This is a genomic window from Actinacidiphila acididurans (genome assembly GCF_016918855.1).
Taxonomy (GTDB): Bacteria; Actinomycetota; Actinomycetes; order Streptomycetales; family Streptomycetaceae; genus Actinacidiphila; species Actinacidiphila acididurans.
In genome coordinates this window covers 37836-58253 of record NZ_JADKYB010000001.1, presented here as the reverse complement: position 1 = coordinate 58253, position 20418 = coordinate 37836, and the positions used below count along the sequence as shown (strand labels likewise).

General features: G+C 69.6%; 11 protein-coding genes and 1 pseudogene. 4 read left to right on the top strand and 8 right to left on the bottom strand.

The window, feature by feature from the left end; genetic code table 11:
• Positions 1-12: 12 nt before the first annotated feature.
• A pseudogene (locus ITX44_RS00200) lies at positions 13-510 on the bottom strand (SDR family NAD(P)-dependent oxidoreductase); the annotation flags it as partial.
• Positions 511-709: 199 nt separating this feature from the next.
• Between ITX44_RS00200 and ITX44_RS00190 the strand changes: the two are divergent.
• Genes ITX44_RS00190 through ITX44_RS00180 form a run of 3 tightly spaced genes read left to right on the top strand, consistent with a single transcriptional unit; the run spans position 710 to position 2830 of the window.
• On the top strand, positions 710-1006 hold the full coding sequence (locus ITX44_RS00190) for a WXG100 family type VII secretion target (protein WP_205354881.1): 297 nt from the start codon (positions 710-712) through the stop codon (positions 1004-1006).
• Complete coding sequence (locus ITX44_RS00185; protein ID WP_205354880.1) at positions 991-2484, top strand: hypothetical protein; 1494 nt, start codon at positions 991-993, stop codon at positions 2482-2484. Before ITX44_RS00190 ends, ITX44_RS00185 begins: the two co-directional genes overlap by 16 nt.
• Before the next feature lie 10 nt (positions 2485-2494).
• The gene (locus ITX44_RS00180) at positions 2495-2830 is read left to right on the top strand and encodes a hypothetical protein (RefSeq protein ID WP_205354879.1); all 336 of its coding nucleotides are present in this window, start codon (positions 2495-2497) and stop codon (positions 2828-2830) included.
• A gap of 18 nt (positions 2831-2848) precedes the next feature.
• Here the strand turns inward: ITX44_RS00180 and ITX44_RS00175 are convergent, their stop codons facing one another.
• The 7 genes from ITX44_RS00175 to ITX44_RS00145 form a co-directional block, all read right to left on the bottom strand.
• Positions 2849-3196 carry an STAS domain-containing protein gene (locus ITX44_RS00175; RefSeq protein ID WP_205354878.1) on the bottom strand — a complete coding sequence of 116 codons (348 nt, stop codon included), beginning with the start codon at positions 3194-3196 and terminating at the stop codon, positions 2849-2851.
• Positions 3197-3227: 31 nt separating this feature from the next.
• Positions 3228-3626, bottom strand: a complete 399-nt coding sequence (locus tag ITX44_RS00170) for an ATP-binding protein (protein WP_205354877.1) — start codon at positions 3624-3626, stop codon at positions 3228-3230.
• Positions 3627-3738: 112 nt separating this feature from the next.
• Positions 3739-6180 carry a SpoIIE family protein phosphatase gene (locus ITX44_RS00165; protein WP_205354876.1) on the bottom strand — a complete coding sequence of 814 codons (2442 nt, stop codon included), beginning with the start codon at positions 6178-6180 and terminating at the stop codon, positions 3739-3741.
• A gap of 54 nt (positions 6181-6234) precedes the next feature.
• Entirely contained in the window at positions 6235-10512 is a 4278-nt protein-coding gene (locus tag ITX44_RS00160; protein WP_205354875.1) for a HAMP domain-containing hybrid sensor histidine kinase/response regulator, read from the bottom strand.
• A gap of 389 nt (positions 10513-10901) precedes the next feature.
• Positions 10902-12671: a glycoside hydrolase family 27 protein gene (locus ITX44_RS00155; RefSeq protein WP_205354874.1), complete on the bottom strand. Its 1770-nt coding sequence runs from the start codon at positions 12669-12671 to the stop codon at positions 10902-10904.
• Positions 12672-12942: 271 nt separating this feature from the next.
• On the bottom strand, positions 12943-14064 hold the full coding sequence (locus ITX44_RS00150) for an SGNH/GDSL hydrolase family protein (protein ID WP_205354873.1): 1122 nt from the start codon (positions 14062-14064) through the stop codon (positions 12943-12945).
• A gap of 120 nt (positions 14065-14184) precedes the next feature.
• Positions 14185-16956 carry a ricin-type beta-trefoil lectin domain protein gene (locus ITX44_RS00145; RefSeq protein WP_205354872.1) on the bottom strand — a complete coding sequence of 924 codons (2772 nt, stop codon included), beginning with the start codon at positions 16954-16956 and terminating at the stop codon, positions 14185-14187.
• A 612-nt stretch (positions 16957-17568) separates the two neighbouring features.
• Between ITX44_RS00145 and ITX44_RS00140 the strand changes: the two genes are divergently transcribed.
• Complete coding sequence (locus ITX44_RS00140) at positions 17569-20313, top strand: bifunctional YncE family protein/alkaline phosphatase family protein (RefSeq protein WP_205354871.1); 2745 nt, start codon at positions 17569-17571, stop codon at positions 20311-20313.
• The last annotated feature ends 105 nt before the right edge of the window (positions 20314-20418 follow it).

The window sequence follows — 20418 nt, the reverse complement described above, 5'->3', positions numbered from 1 at the left end:
TTGAGGCGAGTCCTAGGCGGAGAAGGCGTCCACGCCCGTGAGCCGCGCCGACAGCTCCCACAGCCGGGCCGCCTGCGCGGGGTCGGTCGCCCAGTCGCCGACGCCGGAGCGTTCGTCACCCTCGACAGCGGGCTCGACGATGTCGCAGTCCTCCAGGTACACCCCGCCCATGCCGTCCAGCCGCGGCGAAGTGGCCGCCCACACCTGCGTGGCCGCGCCCTGCGCCGGGGTCTTGAAGCCCTGGGGGTTCAGCGGATTGCCGTCCTCGTCGATCCAGCCGCGCTCCCACTGGACATCGTCCCAGGGGATGCCGGAGAAGTGGTGGCCGCGGGAGGAGACGGACACAACCCGCGCGCCGCCGGGCGCGACAGCCTGCCGGAGCCGGTTGACGAGGGCGAAGTGCCCCAGATGGTTGGTGGCGAACCGCGCCTCCCAGCCGGGCCCGACCCGGGTCTGCGGGCAGGCCATGATCGCGGCACTGTTGATCACGAAATCGACGCTGCGCCCGGAGCGAAAACTCGTCGTGGCGTGGCGGGCGAAAAGCACCACGTCGTCCAAGGCAGCGACCACGGCCGACCGGCGCGAACCCGATCAGCTCCTTCGCGGCGCGGCTCGGCGACCGGCCTGTCGAACTGACGCGGGCTCAGTGGCATAGCGCGTGGCGGACGGACTTGGAAGACTTGGCGTCGGTCGGTGGGGAGGGGGTTGGATGTCGGGACGGATATCGGTCCGGTTGGAGAAGCTGGCCCAGGCCGCCGAGGACCTGGACACGCTGGTGACGCAGTTGCAGAAGCACCTGACGCAGTTGGACGGGGCGGTGCGACGGGTGACCGAGGGGTGGGAGGGCGAGGCCCAGGACGCGTTCAGCGCGTACTACAACCAGTGGCGTACCGCCTCCGCCGACCTGCACGGCGCTCTGCGCGACCTGCACAAGGTCCTGACGACCGCCCACGGCAACTACGCGGCGGCGCACACCGCCAACCTGCGTATGTGGGGCGGCCGGTGAGCCGGCCCGCCGACGACGGAGGCGGCGTCGCCGCGCCGCTGGACCTCCACCCGGAAGACCTCTATTCCGTCGCCCTGAGGTTCGCCGCCGGCCAGGACGCACTCGACAAGATCGCGGACACGCTGAACACGGCACTGCAGAACATCTCCGGCATGGCCGGCGACGACAGCTACGGGCACGGGTTCGCCGCCACGTACGACCCCGCGGCCAAGGCCCTGTTCGGCGCCCTGTCGGCCGCGGACCGCGCCATCGGCCAGGCCGCCACCGGCCTGGTGACCACCGCCAACAACTACCTCAAGGCCGACCACCACTCCAACCCCAAGGCAGGGGGAAGCCCACCGGAGCAGTTCCCGCTGCCCGTGGTCTTCGCCGACATCTTCTACCCCGACCCGCCCACCGCGGTCGGCCCCGGCCACTCCTCCGTACCCCACGCCATCGCCAAGTACTGGCCGAACGGCCACCAGGACAGTCTGCGTACCGCCGCCACCGCGTTCCGTACCGCCTCCGGCGCCATCGACACCCTGGGCACCGGCCTGCACGGGCACGTGTCGGCCATCACCGACAACAACTCCGGTGACTCGATCACGGCGATGGCCGACTTCTGGGCCAGGATCTGGAAGGACGACCCCGACGGCGGCAAGGCCCCGCTGTCCACCGCCAAATACGCCTGCGACCGGCTCGCCAAAGCCTGCGACGCCTTCGCCCAGGCCATCGACACGGCCCACAGCAAAGTCGAGCAGAAACTCGGCGAGGCCGGCATCGCCATCGGCTTCACCACCGCGCTTGGCGTCGCACTCACCGTGTTCACCTTCGGTGGGTCCGATGCCGCCGCCGGTGCCCTCGACGCCGGCGAGGCCGCGGCCATTCTGGGCGAGGTCGAGGTCGCGGTCGACGAGGCCGTCACCACCATCAGCACGGAGATGGTCGCCGACCTGGAGGCATACCTCCAGGCGGCCGCCGACAGCGCACCCGAACTCGAAGCCGTCGACGCCGAGACCACCGAGGTCAGCCAGGCCCTCGAACGCGAACTGGCCGAAACCGAGGCCCGTGAGCCGGCCGGAGTCGGCGGCCGGGGCGGCGCCGGCGGAGGCGGCGACGAGCCTCCGACCGGGGGTGACGACGAACCCCCCGCCGATTCGGACGACGAGGGGCTGCCGAAGACCTACGAGGAGAGATCGAAGGCCGTTCGCGACATCATGTCGGATGACAACGGCGACCTGATCGGCGAGGAAGACAGCAAGGGCGTGCGTATGGTGACGGAGGAGCAACTCCAGCAGACGCGTACAGAGCTGTTCGAACGCCTGGGTGACCCGGAGGTCAAGCCGACCCCCAAGGGGAACATCGAGGTCTGGCGGCTGTCCGACGACCCCCCGTCCACCGTGACCTATCGGCCGTTCAGCAAATCCGGGGGCCCTACGATCGACATGAACGACGTGGACGGCCTCGACGCCAAGCGCCTCCACATTCCACAGCACTGAGGATTCGAGTATGCCGACTGAAGAGGATTACCGGGAGGAGCTCTCCTACCTGGTCGACTACGCTCGTGACGACTGGCTCGGCTTCTCCGTGATCACCGGAGCCGTCGGAAAGCTACTCGGCAAGGGGCACACCTTCGAGGAGCAGAAGCGGCTGACCCTGCGCATCGTCGGTGATCTGCTCGACACAGGCGCCGCGGCGGGTGATCTGACCGATGACCCCGACCACCCGTTCAAGGCTTGGGCCGTCGGCAGGGCAGCGACGCTGTCACGGGTCGAGTCCGCCATGGAGGGGCTCGGCCGCTTGCCGGAATCCGGGGACATCGGCTGGCTCACCACGGATGCGTAGTGCGGTGAACTCAGCCGGTCACACCGCGTCGGCGCAGGCGGCCTCGACGGTGGGGTAGATGGAGAGGATCTCGTCGAGGCCGACGATCTGCAGGGGACTGAGGACCGGTTCCGCCACCGCGCTCAGCCGCATCCACCCGCCGGCCGCCTGGACGAGGCGGTGGGCGCGCAGCAGGGCGTTGATGCCGCTGGAGTCCATGAAGGACGTGCGGGAGAAGTCGACGACGACGTTCGGGGTGGCCGGGCTCAGCCGCGTGGTGATGGCTTCGAACAGCGCGGGGGCGGTGACGAAGTCCAGTGTCTCCCCCGCGATGACGACGCTCACCCGCCGGCTTTCGTCCGGAAGAGGGCTGTCATCGTGTCGCATGTGATTCCTTAACGCCTCGGGTCTGAGGGGGTCAGCCTATGGACAGCCGGGCTGCGACCGTTTTACCGCTCGGCGCCGGGTGGGTGGTCAGGCTCTGACAGAGGGCAACGACGATCTCCAGGCCGTGCCTGCCGATACGGGAGGGACCGTGGGCCTCCGGCAGGAGCGGGCTGGTGGACAGGTCGGTGACCTCGATCATCAGCTCGGTCCCGCTCACCGTGAGGGTGACGACGCACGGCCCGGGCGTGTGGCGTACGGCGTTCGTCACCAGTTCGCTGACCACGAGCCTGGCTGCTTCCCACTGGCGCTGCGGCAGGACCTGGCACAAGGAGACATGAGTGAGGAACGCGTCGAGGAACGAGCGGGCGGCGCCGATGGACGCGGGCTGTCCGTCGTAGGCCGCCTGGTCGCGAAGGTCCGGGCACGACAATTCAGGCCGACCTCTCCGGCCGGGAGAAGCCTGCGGCCCATCCGCCCGTCGCATCCGCTCGGCGGACGCCTTTCGGTTGTGGTGGCATGAGGTAAGTCCGCTCCAGCGGGGCCTATTTGACGTGGATGCCGACGATACAGGTGTCGTCGTCGGTGTCGGCACCACTGTGGGTGAGCAGGTGGTCGAGGCGTTGGTCGAGCGTTCCGGCGGGTTTGCGGGCGAGGGTCAGCAGGTGATCCAGGGTCTCCTGCAGGGAACGGTCCCGGCGTTCGATGAGCCCGTCGGTGTAAAGGATCAGCACGTCGTCGGCTTCGAGCCGCAACTGGCCCTCCGCGTACTCGGCGTCCTGGACGGCACCCAGCAATGGGCCCTTGATGATCTCCGCGTGGTGTGCGTGGTCACGCCGCACGACCACGGGGGGCAGGTGCCCGGCGCGGGCCCACCGGAACGTGCGCTCGGCGGGATCGAACAGGCCGCACACCGCCGTCGCGGTGACCTGCTCGGTGAAGTGGTAGGTGACGAGGTTGAGCCAGGACAGTATCTGTCCGGGTCCCGCTCCGGTGGCCGCCAGTCCGCGCAGCGCGTTGCGCAGGGCGACCATGCCGGTGGCGGCGTCGATGCCGTGCCCGGCGACGTCCCCGACCGCCACCAGCACGCGGTCCGAGGGCAGGACGATGGCGTCGTACCAGTCGCCGCCGACCAGGTGCTCGTCCTCCGCCGGCCGGTAGCGGACGGCGATGCGCAGGTCGGAGGAGTCGACGGGGTTGTACGCGGTGGGCATGATGACCTGCTGCAACTGGCGGGCCAGGCGGTTGTGCGCCGCGGTCTGCTCCTGGCTGTGGGCCAGTTGGTCGCGGGTGGCGGACAGTGCCACTTCGGCCCAGTGCTGCGCGGATATGTCCTGGTAGGCGCCGCGTACGGCGACGAGTCGGCGGTCCTGTTCGAGTTCGGGCTCGGCTACGATCCGCACGTGCCGCACGCTGCGATCGGGCCGCAGGAGGCGGAAGACGCCGGAGGCGGCTCGGCGGTGGTGGTAGAGGGTGCGCAGGAAGCGGCCGCTGTCGAGGACGTCGTCGCTGTGTACCCGGGAGGGCAGCTCCTCCAGCGGGACGGGCGACGCGGCGGGTGCGAGCCCGTACAGGTCGTAGAGCTGGCTGTTCCAGGCGACGGTGCCGGTGACGTAGTTCTCCTCGAAGCCGCCGATCCGGCCCAGCCGCTGGGCGTGCTTGAGCAGGCTCGTCAGCCTCGCCGTGTCGTCCTCCTGTCGCCACACCAGCAGGACGCAGACGCCGAACCGGGTGATGCTCACATCGGCCTTGGCCGGCACCCGCACCTGGCCGACGACAGCGGGCAGTGCCATGCCGGCGGCGCGGAAGGGCTCACCTGTGGCGTGCACGTGTTCGACCTTCTCGTGCAGCCCTCCCTCCTCCGCCGCCATCGGGTACGTCTCCAGCAGCAGGCTGCCGGTGAGCGCGTCGCGTGAGCGTCCCGCGGGGTCGGTGAAACGGGCGTTGACGTGGTGGATGCGGAAGTCGATGAGCTGCCCGTCCGGGCCGAGGTGGGGCAGCAGCACCAGGGCCGGATCGTGGAGGCCGTCCGCCAGCTCGATCAATTCGGCCGCCTCGGGCGCACCGGAGCCGCCCGGGCCCGCGTCCGGGCCGCGCGAGGGGCGGGAGTCGAGGGTGCGCGCGACCAGTTCGCCGAGCGCGCGGACCTGCCGCTCGATCTGCGGGGGCTGAGGGGGGAGCGGGGTGGCCCAGCAGATCTCCAGGACGCCGAGCATACGGCCGTTCACTTCCGCCGGTACTGCCGCCCGCCCGCCCTCGCTGAGCCGGCGGTGGCCGATCGACGGCATACCGACTTCGGACAGCGACGTGATCCAGACGACTTCCCTCCTGTCGAGGGCCTGACGGGCCGGGGTCGTGACCCCGGGCGGCACGTGGTGCCAGTGCTCCGCCTCCGCCGCGGCGAATCCCGCCTGCCCGGCCAGCAGCAAGGACGAGCCGGGGCCCGGTGTCCAGACCGCCGCCGCCTTGGCACCCAGAGGCGTCAGGGCGTGCTCGAACACCGCCGAGATCACCGTTTGGCTGTCCGGCGCGGCCAGTGCCCCGCTTTCGGCGGTGCGAAGCCGTACGGAGACCGGACCGGCCGCGGAACGGGCGACGGCCACGTCCCCGGCGCCGTCCCCGGTGCCGTCCGAGGCCCGCACCCGCGCCAGGAAGTCCCGGGCCACTTCGCTGAGCCGGTCGCGGGCGGCCTGGTCGATGATGTCCGCCGCCAGTTCGAGTTCGGACACGTTCGCCGCCCCGGCCAGGACGGTGAGCTGCTGCGCCGCCTCGGCGGGACCGCACTGCAGCCGCTCGATCAGCACGCCCTTGGCCATCTCCACCAATGCGCGGCCGTCGGCGGTGGCGTGGGCCCGCCGCACCTCTTCCTGGAGCCTTTCCACGGTCGCGGCCAGTCTGCCCAGGTTCCTGGCGTGGACCGTCTCCCCGGGCTCGTCACGGCCTGCGGTGGCGGGCGTTGCGGGTTCAGGTGTCGCGGGTTCAGACATCGTCGCGCCCCCGGTCGCCGTGGGAGGGGTGCGGACGCGCGGGTGTGAGGGTCATCAGATCGCCAGCCAATGCCGGATGCGTGCGATCAGGGCGTCGGCGTCGAGCGGTTTGGTGATGTAGTCACTCGCTCCCGAGGCCATGCTCTTCTCCTGGTCGCCGAGCATGGCCTTGGCCGTGACCGCGATGATGGGCAGATCGGCATACACCGGCATCTGCCGGATCGCCGCTGTGGCCGCGTAACCGTCCATCTCCGGCATCATGACGTCCATGAGCACGATGTCGATGCCGGGGTGCCGGGTGAGTGTCTCGATGCCCGACCGGCCGTTGTCGGCGTGCAGGACGGTCATGCCGTGCAGTTCCAGGATGCCGGTGAGCGCGTAGAGGTTGCGCGCGTCGTCGTCCACCACCAGCGCGGTACGGCCCGTCAGCGCGAGGTCGCTCGCCGCAGGCTGCGCGGCCGGCTCGCCGGTGCGCTCGGCCGGGAGCAGGGAAGGTACGTCGCCGGGCCGCTGCACGGACAGGTGCAGCGTGATCCGTTCGCGCAGTTCGTCCAGGCTGGACAGCAATTCCAGGGGCCGGTCGGCGCTGCGCGCCCGCAGCACCTGCTCCTGGGCGGTGTCGAGTCGGCGGCCGTTGTGGGCGAGGATGGGCACGGCCCTCAGCGCCGGGTCGGCGTCCATGGCCGCGAGGAAGCGCACGGTGACGGCGTCGGGCATGCCCAGATCGAGTACGACGCAGTGGCACGCTCCGGCGGCCAGCGCCGCGGCGGCCTCCTCAGTGTTGACCGCGGACAGTATCTCCACATTCGGAGTGGAACCGCTCTCGTTCCGGTTGTCGAACAGATCGGCCCTGGCGCTTTCCGCGACCATGGACAGCAGGCCCCGCGGCTGCTCCTCGAACACCAGCAGCCTGCGCTGGTGCCCCGGCATCTGCTCGGTTGCCGCCACGAGCTGAGGAGCGGGGGCCTCGGCCGTGGCTTCCGTTTCCTCACCTGCCAGGGCCGCATTCGCCAGCGCCAGGAAGTCCGGGCGGGCGACGGGCAGATACAGGCTGAAGGTGCTGCCCCTGCCCGGAGTGCTGTCGACGGTGATCGCGCCGCCGAGGAGGTAAGCGATCTCCCGGCTGATGGACAGGCCCAGTCCCGTCCCGCCGTACTTGCGGCTCGTGGTGCCGTCGGCCTGCTGGAAAGCCCCGAAGATGACCTCCAGCTGCGCACGGGGGATGCCGATACCGGTGTCGACGACGCGGATGGCGATGGCCGGTCCGTGCCGGCGGACCGAGGCGGGCGTGTCCCTGTCCTCGGCCGGCTCGATCCTCAGCTCCACACGGCCGGCCTCGGTGAACTTCACGGCGTTCGACAGCAGATTGCGCAGGATCTGCCGCAGCCGGGAATCGTCCGTGACCAGGTCCGTGGGCATCCCCTCCGCGGTGACGATCTCGAAGGCCAGACCCTTCTGGCTGGTCATGGGCCGGAACGTCGCCTCGACGTAGTCCAGCAGGCGGCGCAGCGGCACCTCCTCCGGGGCGATGTCCATCTTTCCCGCCTCGACCTTGGACAGGTCGAGGATGTCGTTGATCAGCTGCATGAGATCCGAGCCCGCGGAATGGATGATCTCCGAGTACTCCACCTGCTTGGCGGTGAGGTTGCGCCCGGGGTTCTGCCCGAGGAGCTGCGCGAGGATCAGCATGCTGTTCAGCGGGGTCCGCAGCTCATGGCTCATGTTGGCCAGGAACTCCGACTTGTACTTCGAGGCCAGCGCCAGCTCCTGCGCGCGCGTTTCCAGTTCCTGCCGGGCCTGCTCGATCTCGAGGTTCTTCGTCTCGATGTCGCGGTTCTGGCTGACCAGCAGTTCGGCCTTCTCCTCCAGCTCCGCGTTCGACCGCTGCAGTTCCTCCTGGCGTACCTGGAGCTCCTGGGACCGCGCCTGGAGTTCCGCGGTCAGGCGCTGGGACTCCTCGAGCAGCTCATCGGTCCTGGCGTTGGCGAGGATCGTGTTGACGTTGACGCCGATGGCCTCCTTCAGCTGCTCAAGGAAGTCGCGCTGCACCGCGGTGAACCGGTGCAGGGAGGCCAGCTCGATGGCGGCCAGCACTTGGTCCTCGGCCACGATGGGCAGCACGATCAGGTGGGTCGGATCGCTGTGCCCGAAGCCGGAGGAAATGCTCGCGTAGCCGGGCGGCACGTTCTCGACGGCGATCGTCTGCCGGTTCACCGCCGCCTGGCCCACGAGGGACTGGCCGAAGGCGAATCGGCGAATGCCGTCCGCGGGGCCGCCGACCGCCCCGTAGGCGCCGATCTGGACCAGCTCCGGGTGGCTGCCGCCCTCTTCGGCGAGGTAGAAGGTGCCGAACTGGGCACCGACCAGAGGGGCGAGTTCCTGCATTATCAGCCCTGCGACGAGCGGCAGGTCGCGGTGGCCCTGCATCATGCCGGCGATGCGCGCGAGATTGGACTTGAGCCAGTCCTGCTCCTGGTTGGCCCGGGTGGACGCGCGCAACGAGCCGACCATCGCGTTGATGTTGTTCTTGAGGTCGGCGACCTCGCCGGACGCCTCGACGGTGATGGAACGGGTCAGGTCGCCCTCGGCGACGGCACTGGTGACCTCGGCGATCGCCCGCACCTGGCGGGTGAGGTTGCCGGCCAGCTCGTTGACGTTCTCCGTCAGCCGCTTCCAGGTCCCGGATACGCCCTCGACCTCGGCCTGGCCGCCGAGCCGGCCCTCGCTGCCGACTTCGCGGGCCACGCGGGTGACCTCGGCGGCGAACGAGGAGAGCTGGTCCACCATCGTGTTGATGGTCGTCTTCAGCTCCAGGATCTCGCCGCGGGCGTCGACGTCGATCTTGCGGGTGAGGTCGCCGTTGGCCACGGCCGTGGTGACCTGCGCGATGTTGCGGACCTGACCGGTCAGGTTGTTGGCCATGGAGTTGACGTTGTCGGTCAGGTCCTTCCAGGTGCCGGCGACGTTGGGGACGCGGGCCTGGCCGCCCAGCATGCCTTCGGTGCCGACCTCGCGGGCCACGCGGGTGACCTCGTCGGCGAAGGCCGACAAGGTGTCGACCATCGTGTTGATGACCTCCGCCAGGGCCGCGACCTCGCCCTTGGCCTCCACGGTGATCTTGCGGGACAGGTCGCCGCGGGCCACCGCGGTCGCGACCTGCGCGATGGAACGCACCTGGCCGGTCAGGTTCGAGGCCATCACGTTGACGTTGTCCGTGAGGTCCTTCCAGGTCCCCGAGACGCCGCGCACGGTCGCCTGCCCGCCCAGGTTGCCCTCGGTGCCGACCTCACGGGCCACGCGGGTGACCTCGTCGGCGAACGAGGAAAGCTGGTCCACCATCGTGTTGATGGTTTCCTTCAGCTCCAGGATCTCGCCGCGGGCGTCGACACGGATTTTCTGGGAGAGGTCGCCCTTGGCGACCGCGGTCGTCACCTCGGCGATGGACCGCACCTGATCGGTGAGATTGTCCGCCATCACGTTGACGGACTCCGTCAGGCTCTTCCACGTGCCCGAGATGCCCTTGACGTCCGCCTGGCCGCCCAGACGCCCCTCGGTGCCGACCTCACGGGCCACGCGGGTGACCTCGTCGGCGAAAGACGAAAGCTGATCCACCATCGTGTTGATGGTGGACTTCAGCTCCAGAATCTCACCGCGGGCATCCACGGTGATCTTCTGCGACAGGTCGCCCTTGGCCACGGCCGTGGTGACCTGCGCGATGTAGCGGACCTGGCTGGTGAGGTTCCCGGCCATGAAGTTGACCGAATCTGTCAGGTCGCGCCAGACGCCCGCGACCCCCTTGACCTCCGCCTGGCCGCCCAGACGCCCCTCGCTGCCGACCTCACGGGCCACGCGGGTGACCTCGTCGGCGAACGACGAAAGCTGGTCCACCATCGTGTTGACCGTGCTCTTGAGCTCCAGAATCTCGCCCTGGGCGTCGACGTCGATCTTCTGCGACAGGTCGCCCTTGGCCACAGCCGTGGCCACCTGCGCGATGTCGCGGACCTGCCGCGTCAGGTTGCCCGCCATGGCGTTGACGGAGTCGGTGAGGTCCTTCCAGGTACCCGAGACCCCCGGCACCTCGGCCTGGCCGCCGAGCCGTCCCTCGGTGCCGACCTCACGGGCCACGCGAGTCACTTCAGAGGTGAACAGCGACAACTGGTCCGCCATGCCGTTGAAGACCCCGGCGATCTCGCCGAGCAGGCCCTCCGCGTCGTCCGGCAGGCGCGTACCGAAATCACCGTCCCGGACCGCCGTCAGCCCCGCCAGCAGCTGCCGCAATTCGGGCTCGCCCACTTCGCCGGCCGCCGCAGCTCTGTCAACCGTCTCACTCACAACGGCACGCCTCCCAAGGACCCGGTCTCACAGTGGGCACGGACAGCAACCGCTGTCGGACGGGGAGCACGCGCGTCACCCCCCGTCAATATGATGCAGTACGGGCCCCTGGGGACCCCGGCTCGGCTTCCCGCTCCCGCGCGAACGAATCACCTCGGCGGCCGTGAAGTGCCGGACGATGCCCCTGCGGCCATTCACCCCCGTCCTCCCGGGACCCCGAAGTCCCGTACCCCGTCCGACCGCACGGGCGGCCGACGTCCGGTCCAACGGCCCCCGGCAGGATCCGCCGTACGGCCGGGCGCTTCGCCCTTGCCGTGCGACGGGACGTCCTTACCGGTACGTCCGTTGGACCGGACGCTGTCATGCGGTGAGCGCCGGCGTCGGATCGGTCAGCCGAGGGTCCACTGCTGGTTGGCGCCGCCGTTGCAGTCCCACAGCTCCAGGCCGTCCCCGTTGGGGTTGGTGGTACCGGTGACGTCGAGGCACAGTCCGGACTGGACGCCGGTGATGGTCCCGTCGCTGTTCATGTTCCACTGCTGGTTGGTGCCGCCGTTGCAGTCGTACATCTCCACGGGTGTGCCCGCCGCCGTCCGGTTGTCGTAGGCGTCGAAGCACTTGCCTTCCAGGGTGAGCGTCCTGGCCGAGGAATTGTGGACGACCCGCTGGTTGGCGCCGCCGTTGCAGTCCCACACCTCCAGTTGGACCGTGTTGTAGGTGGTGCCCTGCGGGGAGTCGACGCAGCGGCCGGAGAGCTTGCTGACCAGCGGGGTGCCGATCGTGCCGTGGCCGGCGGCCGGGGTGACGCGCAGCAGCCGGGAGCCGTGGCTGGGCACGGAGGCCGTGAACGAGCCGCTGGAGGAGCCGAGGTCGGTGTGGCTCCACAGGTCACGGACCGCGGCGCTGCCGGTGAAGCCGAGGTCGAACCAGTTCGCCGTGACGTTCACGGTGGAGCCGCCGAGGTTGAACAGGCCGACGGTGTAGGTGCCGTCGGTGTTGTAGGCCCACCAGGTCTGCTGCTGCGCGCCCTGCACCACGGGGTGGGCCGGGCGGCCGGCGCGATCCACGCCGAGCACCTCGTCGTTGGTGAGCAGTGCCAGGTCACCGGAGTCCATGTGGGTCAGGTCGGTGCCCAGGATCAGCGGGGCCGCCGAGATGGACCACAACGTGAGCTGGGTGCGCCGTTCGTCGGGGGTCAGGCCGTCGCTGGAGCCGTTGCCGACCTCGACGGAGTCCGGGTCGCCCCATCCGCCGGGGCTGTCGTAGCGGACCCAGGCCGGCAGGTCGTTGAAGCGCTGGGAGACGTTGTTCCAGTTGGTCAGGGTGCTGCAGTAGCACTCCACGTCGCCGTCGATGCGCCAGCCGTTGGCCCAATTCCGCCAGTTGGCGCCGTTGTTGATGTCCAGGGAGTTGGACAGTTCGAAGTGGATGGTGCGGCCGCTCTGGTTGAGCGCCTGCGACCAGTGCTGCACGTCGGCCATGTCCGAGGTGCCGACGCCGTCGATCTTGAGGTAGTCGACGCCGTAGGAGGCGAGCAGATTCGCCCACGAGTTGAGATAAGCCTGCGCCGCGGACGGGTTCTTGGCCCAGTCGATGAAGTACATCGCGCCGTTGCCGAAGTTGTAGTTGTTCTCGTAGTGCGTGGTGTCGGAGACGATGTCGCGGGCGTGGTAAGAGGTGCCCTGGATCGGGGTGTTCTGGTTGTACGCGGCCACCGGGATCCCCGGCGTCAGGTACATGCCGAATTTTTCGCCCTGCCCGTGCACGTAGTCCGCGACGGCTTTCATGCCGTGCGGGAACTTGCCGGTGTCCACCACCCAGCGACCGTAGGAGTCCACGGTGGTGGCGGGGTTGTAGTAATAGAAGTCGTCGATGTTGACGTAGGTGAAGCCATGGGAGACCAGGCCGGTCGAGGCCATCGCGGCGGCCTGCGCCTCGATGGTGGCCTCCGTCGGATTCTGCCGCACGAAGCTCCAACTGCTCCACCCCGCCTGCGGGGTGAGGGCGGCGCCGTTGGACTCGGCGCGCGCGACGGGCGCGCCGGCCACCCCGGCCCCGTACAGGAACGAGGCCAGAAGCGCGGTCACGGCGAGCAGACCCCACCAGCCTCGCTGTCTCGATCCGCCTGTCACGAGCAGCCATTGCCGTATCGAAGATGTCACGGACACTCCTCACATCTCACGTGGGGGAAGGCCCGGGGAAATCCCCCGCGGCCTCGGGCGAACGCATGGCGCTGCCGCCTGAGCGAAACGGTGACGTCAGGTTCTGGCCCATTTCCGGTTGGGCTTCCAGGTGCGTGCGGGCGCGCGCCGTACGGTCGTCGCGGACGCGGCCGGCGTGGGTGCCGGCCGGCCGCGGTGCGGCAGATCTCTGTGCCGGGCCACGGGCATGGGGATTCCTTCACCTGTGGTGGGGGGATGCCGGCGAGCGGGCTCAGCCAAGGGTCCACTGCTGGTTGGCGCCGCCGTTGCAGTCCCACAGTTCGAGCTGGGTGCCGTCGGTCGTGGACAGGGCCGGGTCGTCCAGGCAGCGGCCCGAGACCGGGTTGCGGAAGCCCCCGTTGTAGGGCTGCCACTGCTGGTTGGCGCCGCCGTTGCAGTCCCAGATCTCGACGGGCGTGCCGTTGGCCGTGCCGTTCGCGGTGGCGTCCAGGCACTTGCCGACCGCGCGCAGGGTGCCGTCGGTGCCGGCGGTCCAGGTCTGCGCCGCGGTGCCGTTGCAGCCCCAGATCTGCACGGCGGTGCCTGCGGTCGACGAACCGCCGTTGACGTCCAGGCACTTGCCGGCGATGGCGGAGGCGACCCGCCCGGTGACGGCCTGCGGCTGCTGGATCCAGCCGGCGGAGTCGGCGCCCTGGATGCCCTGGTTCCAGGCCGCGGCCATCTTCTGGTAGCCGGAGTCGTTCGGGTGCAGCGAATCCGACAGGTCGGCGCTGGTCAGGGCGCCCATGTCCACGTAGGCCACGTGCTTGCCCGCCGTCTGCTCGGCCTGGACGATCCGGCCCACCGCGGCGTCGTAGGCGGGCGCGGCCTGCACGACGGGATCGGACGTGGAGACGGTCAGGTCCGCCAGCAGGACGGTGGCACCCGGTGCGTCGGCGGTGATCCGGTCGACCAGGGCGCGCAGCCGGTCCGGCGCCGTGGACACCTGGTAGTTCTGGTTCAGGTCGTTGGTGCCGATCATCAGCGTGACGACGTCGGGCTTGTACGTGGCCAGCACCGAGTCGGTGATGCCGGCGATCTGGTCGATGCGCCAGCCGGAGTGGCCCTCGTTGTCGGGGTCGGTCATGGTGCCGCCGCGGCCGGAGCCGACGAAGTCCGGGACGTACCCCTCGCCCGTGAGCGCGGTGAACAGCGGGCCGCGGTAGCCGTTGCCGGTGCTGCTGCCGACGCCCCAGGTGATCGAGTCGCCGAGCGGCATCACCCGCAGCGCCGCCTGGCGCACCGCCGACGGGACCGCGGCCTGCGCGGCGTGGGCGGGTGACGCGGTGCCGACGAGGGCGACGGCGGCCGCCACGAGTGCGAGCACCGACAACGGACGTAATGCCGTGATCATGACATTGCTCCTTGTGGGGAAGAGCCGTGCTGGGCAGTGACGCGGGACGCGGACCCGCCCGGATGCCGCTCCGGCCGGGTCGACGCCGACCAGGTTGGAGAGCGCTCTCAGAGCTGGGGGTCAGGAACGCTGCCAGATCTGGTTGGCCCCGCCGTTGCAGGTCCAGATCTCCAGCAAGGTGCTGTTCGCGGTGCCGTGCGCGGTGGCGTCCAGGCACTTGCCGGAGCCGACGTTGACCACGGCGCCGTCGGAGCGGACCCGCCACTGCTGGGCCGCGGTGCCGTTGCAGCCGTAGATCTCCACCGGGCTGCCGTCGGCGGTGGCCCCGCCGGTGACGTCGAGGCACTTGGTGTCGTAGACGGTCAGCTGGTTGGTGGTGGTGGAGGTCCACGTCTGGTTGCTGCCGCCGTTGCAGTCCCACAGCGCCGGCCGGGTGCCGTCGGTCTGGCTGAGGCCGGGCACGTCGACGCACCGACCGGATTCCCGCCCCTTGACCGGACCGGTCGTGCCGCCCCGGAACCAGGTCTGGTTGGCGCCGCCGCTGCAGGTCCAGATCTCCAGCAGGGTGCCGGGGGCGGTGCCGTTGCCGGTGGCGTCCAGGCACTTGCCGGAGCCGGTGTTGACCACGGCGCCGTCCGCGCCGACGGTCCACTGCTGGGCCGCGGTGCTGTTGCAGTCCCAGATCTGCACGGCCGTGCCGTCCGCGGTGGCACCGCCGTTGACGTCCAGGCACTTCGCGCCGCCGTAGACGGTCAGCCGGCCCGCGGAGGTGAGGGTCCAGGACTGGTTGGCGGCTCCGTTGCAGTCCCACAGCGCGAGCTGCGTGCCGTTGGTCTGCGAGGCCCCGGGCACGTCCGCGCACAGGCCCGACGCGCCGCCCTTGAGGATGCCGCCGTGGTCGCCGGGCGGATTGGCGGTGACGGACAGGTTGTCGAACAGGTCGGTCCGGTAGCCCACCACGCCGATGCCGACCTGGCCCGCGCTGTACGTGCTGTCGGTGGCGGTGCCCAGCGTGGCGCCGTCCACGGTCGCGGTGATCAGGTCGCCGGAGAAGCCCAGTCCCAGGGTGTGCCAGGCACGGGTGCCGAGCGCGGCGTGCGCGCCGGAGGCGAGGATGGTGGAACCGCCCGCGGCGGACGTCCGCACGATGGACCAGGCACCGGAGTCGGCGATCCGCAGCTCGTAGGCGGCCTGGTGACTCTGCGGGCGGTTCTGCGTGCCCGCGCGGCCCAGGAGCTCGACGGCGCCGGCCTGCTGCAGGTCGACGTCGGCCTTGACCGTGTAGTCGCTCCAGACCGGGTCGCCGACCAGGGAGAAGGCGTCGGAGTCGTCCTGCCACTCGATCGGCTTGACCGGCGTCACCTGCTGCACGCACTGCCCCGAGCGGCCGTCGGCGCACGGGCGGGCCTCGAAGGAGCCCTGCATGTCGGACAGGTAGGTGGCCTCGGTGCCGGAGGAGTCGTTGTCGAACGAGTCGGTGTACGGCAGTGCGAGGCCGTGCGCGGCGGGGGCGGTGGCGGTGCCCTTGCCCTGGCCGGTGGTGGTGCTCACCGTGTAGATCCAGCCCGGTTGCAGAGTCAGGGAGTACGAGCCGCCCTGCGGGGTGATGTCCTGGGTGTGGACGAAGTCGGCGGCCGCGCTGGGGCTGTTGACGCGGGTCGCCCACACGTGCACCGCGCCGGTGGACAGGCCGCCCTGGACGTGGACGTCGACGGTCTGCGCCGCGGTGGCGGTGGTGGTCTCCAGGACGGTGGAGTAGTCGGTGCCGTTTGGCGACTTCAGTGTCGCGTAGGTGCCGTTGGACTCCAAGCCGCCGAGGTAGCCGGAGGCGGAGTCGATGAACTGCCACCCAGGCTGGGCGAACTGGGTGACCTGCGCGGTGGCCCAGGTGTCCTCGCCGATCGAGTAGTGCCCGGACCAGGGGGAGTTCGCGGTGGCCAGGCCCACGGTGCTGTACGGCAGGTTGGGGTAGATCGCGGCGACCAGCGGCCAGTTGAGGTAGGCCGTCATGCGGGCGTCGACATAGCCGCGCACGATGGAGCGGATCAGCGCGGGGGCCCCGGCGTCCATGTCGAGGGAACCGTTCTCCGAGGCCCACAGCGGCTTGCCGTTGTTCCTCGCGGTGGTGGTCGAGGAGCAGGTGTCGGCGTTGCCGCCGTCACCGCCCTCGCAGGGGTAGTGCGCGCCGATGATCGACACGGCGTTGTTGAACGCCGAGTTGCTCGCCATGTCGTCCGCCACGCTCCAGCCGGAGTCGTCGCCGACGATCTGGACGCTGCCGTAGCCGGCGTTGTTCAGCGCCGAGCGCAGTTGGATGTACCAGTCGACGTCGTGGCCGCGTTCGTTCCAGCCGCCGAGGTAACTGATGGTCAGGCCGTGCTGCTTGGCGCAGCCCAGCCAGGAGATCAGGTAGTTGATCGTGTCGGTGGACCAGAAGCCGCCGTTGATCCAGCCGGGCGCGGCCCAGGCCAGGCCGTAGAGCTTGATGTCCGGGTTGCGCGCCTTCGCCTGCTCACCGAGCCAGAACTCGTATCCGGCGTCGCAGTTGATCGTGCCCCTGGTGTGCTCGATCGAGGGTTCGGAGCCGTCGGTGGAGTTGGCGTCGCCACCGATCTCCAGCTTCAGCAGTTGCAGGTTCGCGCCGTAACCGGGCTTGAACAGGTAGTCCAGGATCTGCGCCTGCTGGGCGGCCGGATAGTCCCGCAACAGGCGGGAATTGCCCCCACCGCCACTGATGGCGCCGATGCCGTCGAACGTACGGCCACCCTGCGAGCCGTCCACGGTCACGGTCGTAGTGGTCGCCGCGTGTGCCGGACTCGTGGCGACCGTCAGCACGGCCGCGACGAGCGCGAGGAGCCATAAGGGCAGGAGAGGTCTCACCAGTCGTTGCATCGCATGGTCCTTTGCCAGTGGGGGAGGCAGGACAGGCACCGAAAAGCGCTCTCCGCAGGGAGCTGTGGGGCTGCAGTATCCGGAGAGGCTGCGCGACAGTGTGGGGTGGTGTTGGAATGAGCGTCAAGGCGCGCGTCAAAGAAACAAGTTCGAACTATATTGCAAGCGCTTGCGTGCTGTGCCATCCTGCGGAACCGCGTGGCGGGCGCCCGTCACCCACCGAAAACGGAGCTGAGGCACTGGGGTGGTCGCGGCTACCGTGCCGGCATGGGACGCAAGTCAAGGTCGAACAGGCGTCATTACGGAACCCCGAAGACGATCGTGCTGTACAGGACACCTGATCGGTGGCGGTTCGCGCTGTTCACGAAGCCGGGAGGCATCGCCGACGGCGGCCTCGCCGACCCTGAACCGTCCCCGGCCGGCTGAGGTCAGACGTTTGACGTGACGTTCCCGCAGGGCGGGCAACGGTCGTCGCTCGTTTTGTGAACGTTCAACTCCCTGCCCCTGTCGAACGTTGTATGGCACACCTACGCTCCCTGTGACTTTCCAGTGAAAGGGCCGGGGCGTTGGTGCGGGGAGTCGCGCCCCTCCACCCCGAAGGGACACATCTCAGTGCAGGTAACACGCCGTCGCAGCAGTGCCGCGAAGGACCCTTCCGGCACCCTCGGCCGACGTTTCGGCCGCCGGGGCACCCTCACCGCGATCGCCACCACGGTCGTCCTCGCCACCACCGCCGGTATCGCTTACGGCCAGACCCACCAGTTCGGCTTCCAGCAGGTCGGCCAGGTCACCGATGACGGCCAGGTCGTCTCCAGCGACCAGTACATCGCCCCGTACGGCGACCGCCTCCTCATCAATGACGGCAAGATCATGTCGTCCACGGTCAGCCCCGACGGCACCCACCTCGCGGCCACGGTCACCGACGGCGGCATGGCGCTGGCCATCGTGGACGTGAACAGCTGGAAGGTGCAGCAGCTCGTCGGCACCTCCGCCTCGGCGGACCTGAAAATCAACAGCAACAATGTGGGGCAGGAGGGGCCGAACTACTCTCCGGACGGCAAGACGCTGTGGATGCCGCAGCTGCGCGGCTACGACCGCTTCCCGGTCAACGCCGACGGCACCCTCGGTGCGCCGACCTTCGTGGGGATCCCGGACGTCGGGTCGAGGCACGCGGTGGTGGCCCAGGCGGTCTTCTCCCCCGACGGCAGCACGGTCTACGCCGCGGCCAACGGCGAGAACCGCGTGGTCGCCCTCAACGCGGTGACCGGTGCCGTCGAGCAGACCTGGGCCGTCGGCAACGCGCCGCGCGGTATGGCCCTGGTGGGCGACAAGCTGTACGTCAGCAACGAGGGCGGGCGCCTGGCCAAGCCCGGCGAGACCACGATGGGCTCGTACGGTGCCAAGGTGCCGGCCGACCCGGACACCGGCGCGTCCACCACGGGTACGGTCAGCGTGATCGACGTGTCGAACCCGACCGCCGCCCCGGGGAGCATCGACGTCGGTCTGCACCCGACCGCGGTGTACGCCAAGAACGGGACCGTCTTCGTCACCAACACCGCCGACAACAGCGTGTCGGTCATCGACACCGCCGGCGACCAGGTCGTGCAGACCATCGCCACGCAGCCGTGGCCGGAGGCGTCGGTCGGTTACGAGCCGAACGCGGTGACGCTGACCGACGACGGCCGGCTGCTGGTGACGCTGGGCCGGGCCAACGCGGTCGCCGTCTACCGGTACACGACCGCGCAGGAGCCGGTCTCCTACGTGGGTCTGCTCCCGACGGACTACTTCCCGGCGGAGGTGACCACCGTCGGCAACGAGGTGATCGTCTCCAACACCCGTGGTATCGACGCCCGCCGCAACAGCACCAAGCACGGCACCCACGACACGACCTCCAGCCTGACCCGGTTCACGCTGCCGTCCGACGACGTCATCAAGGCCGAGACCGGCAAGGTCTTCACCCAGAACGGCTGGCACGGCACCTCGGTCACCCGGGGCACCGGCGACGCGGCACCCGTGCCGGTCCCGGTGAAGCTGGGCGACCCGTCGACGATCAAGCACGTCTTCCTGATCGTCAAGGAGAACCGGACCTACGACCAGGTCTTCGGCGACATGGCGCAGGGCAACGGCGACCCGTCGCTGACCCAGTTCGGCGCGAACGTGACGCCGAACCAGCACGCGCTGGCGTCGCAGTTCGGCCTGTACGACAACACGTACGACGTCGGCACCAACTCCGCCGAGGGCCACAACTGGCTGATGCAGTCCGACGACCCGGAGTACACCGAGTCCTCCGCGGGCGAGTACGAGCGCAGTTACGACACCGAGAGCGACGTTCTGGGTCACCAGAAGTCCGGCTTCATCTGGACCGGGGCGCAGGCGGCCGGCAAGTCGGTCAAGGACTTCGGCGAGTTCCAGTCGTCCGAGACGAAGCCCACCGGTGCCACCTGGCAGAACCTGTACTGCGACACCCAGAACATGCGGGCGACCGGCGCGCCGACCGCGTACCCCATCAAGGTGGGCTCGGCGATCCCGTCGCTCAACAGCGTGTCCGTCCAGGGCTTCCCGAAGTTCGACACCAGCGTGCCGGACATCTACAAGGAGCAGGTCTGGCAGCAGGACTTCGAGAAGAACGGTCCCGCCGACCTCAACATGTTCTGGCTGTCCAACGACCACACCGGCGGTGCGACCGATCCCGCCGCTCAGGTCGCCGACAACGACCTCGCGGTCGGCCGCATGGTGGACGAGATCTCGCACAGCGAGTACTGGAAGGACTCGGCGATCTTCGTGGCCGAGGACGACTCGCAGGCGGGCTCGGATCACGTCGACGGTCACCGCGCGCCGATCCAGATCATCAGCCCCTGGGCCCAGCACGGGACCGTGGACAGCCACTACTACTCGCAGATCACCATGATCCGCACCATCGAGCAGATCCTCGGGATCCAGCCGATGAACCAGAAGGACACCGCGGCCAGCCCGATGCACGGTGCGTTCACCGGACACCCCGACTACACCCCGTTCACCGCGGTGCCCAACCGGACCTCGCTGACCGACGGTCTGACGACCGCGCCTTCTTGTGGCGTGGACACCCCGGCTCCGGCCGACCCGGCCGCGGCCCCGGTGCCGTCGAGTGCGGTTCCGGCGGCCGAGGCCACGGTCGCGGCCCAGTGGGACACCTGGAAGTCGCACCAGCGGCTCACCGGCCCGCATGCCGTCCCGGACTACGCCAACCCGGAGCAGATGAACCGCCTCACCTGGTACGAAACCCACGCCTGGAGCAAGCCGTACCCCGGCGACCCCACGATCTACGCCCCCAATGACGTCCCGGGCGCGTACATCCCCTCCTCGGAGTCCGACGGCTGATCGAGTCCGGTTCTGCGGATCCTCCGCATGGGCGGCACCCGTTCACGGGTGCCGCCCACCCGTACCGGCCTCCGGGTGGTTCGCCCGGCGCGAGGGCCGGCTCCG

What these genes read in the sequence shown, in the direction of transcription:
- ITX44_RS00175 (WP_205354878.1), bottom strand. Translation starts at nt 3,196, where the DNA reads ATGCGACACGATGACAGCCCTCTTCCGGACGAAAGCCGGCGGGTGAGC.
- ITX44_RS00190 (WP_205354881.1), top strand. Translation starts at nt 710, where the DNA reads ATGTCGGGACGGATATCGGTCCGGTTGGAGAAGCTGGCCCAGGCCGCC.
- ITX44_RS00150 (WP_205354873.1), bottom strand. Translation starts at nt 14,064, where the DNA reads ATGATCACGGCATTACGTCCGTTGTCGGTGCTCGCACTCGTGGCGGCC.
- ITX44_RS00145 (WP_205354872.1), bottom strand. Translation starts at nt 16,956, where the DNA reads ATGCAACGACTGGTGAGACCTCTCCTGCCCTTATGGCTCCTCGCGCTC.
- ITX44_RS00180 (WP_205354879.1), top strand. Translation starts at nt 2,495, where the DNA reads ATGCCGACTGAAGAGGATTACCGGGAGGAGCTCTCCTACCTGGTCGAC.
- ITX44_RS00165 (WP_205354876.1), bottom strand. Translation starts at nt 6,180, where the DNA reads ATGTCTGAACCCGCGACACCTGAACCCGCAACGCCCGCCACCGCAGGC.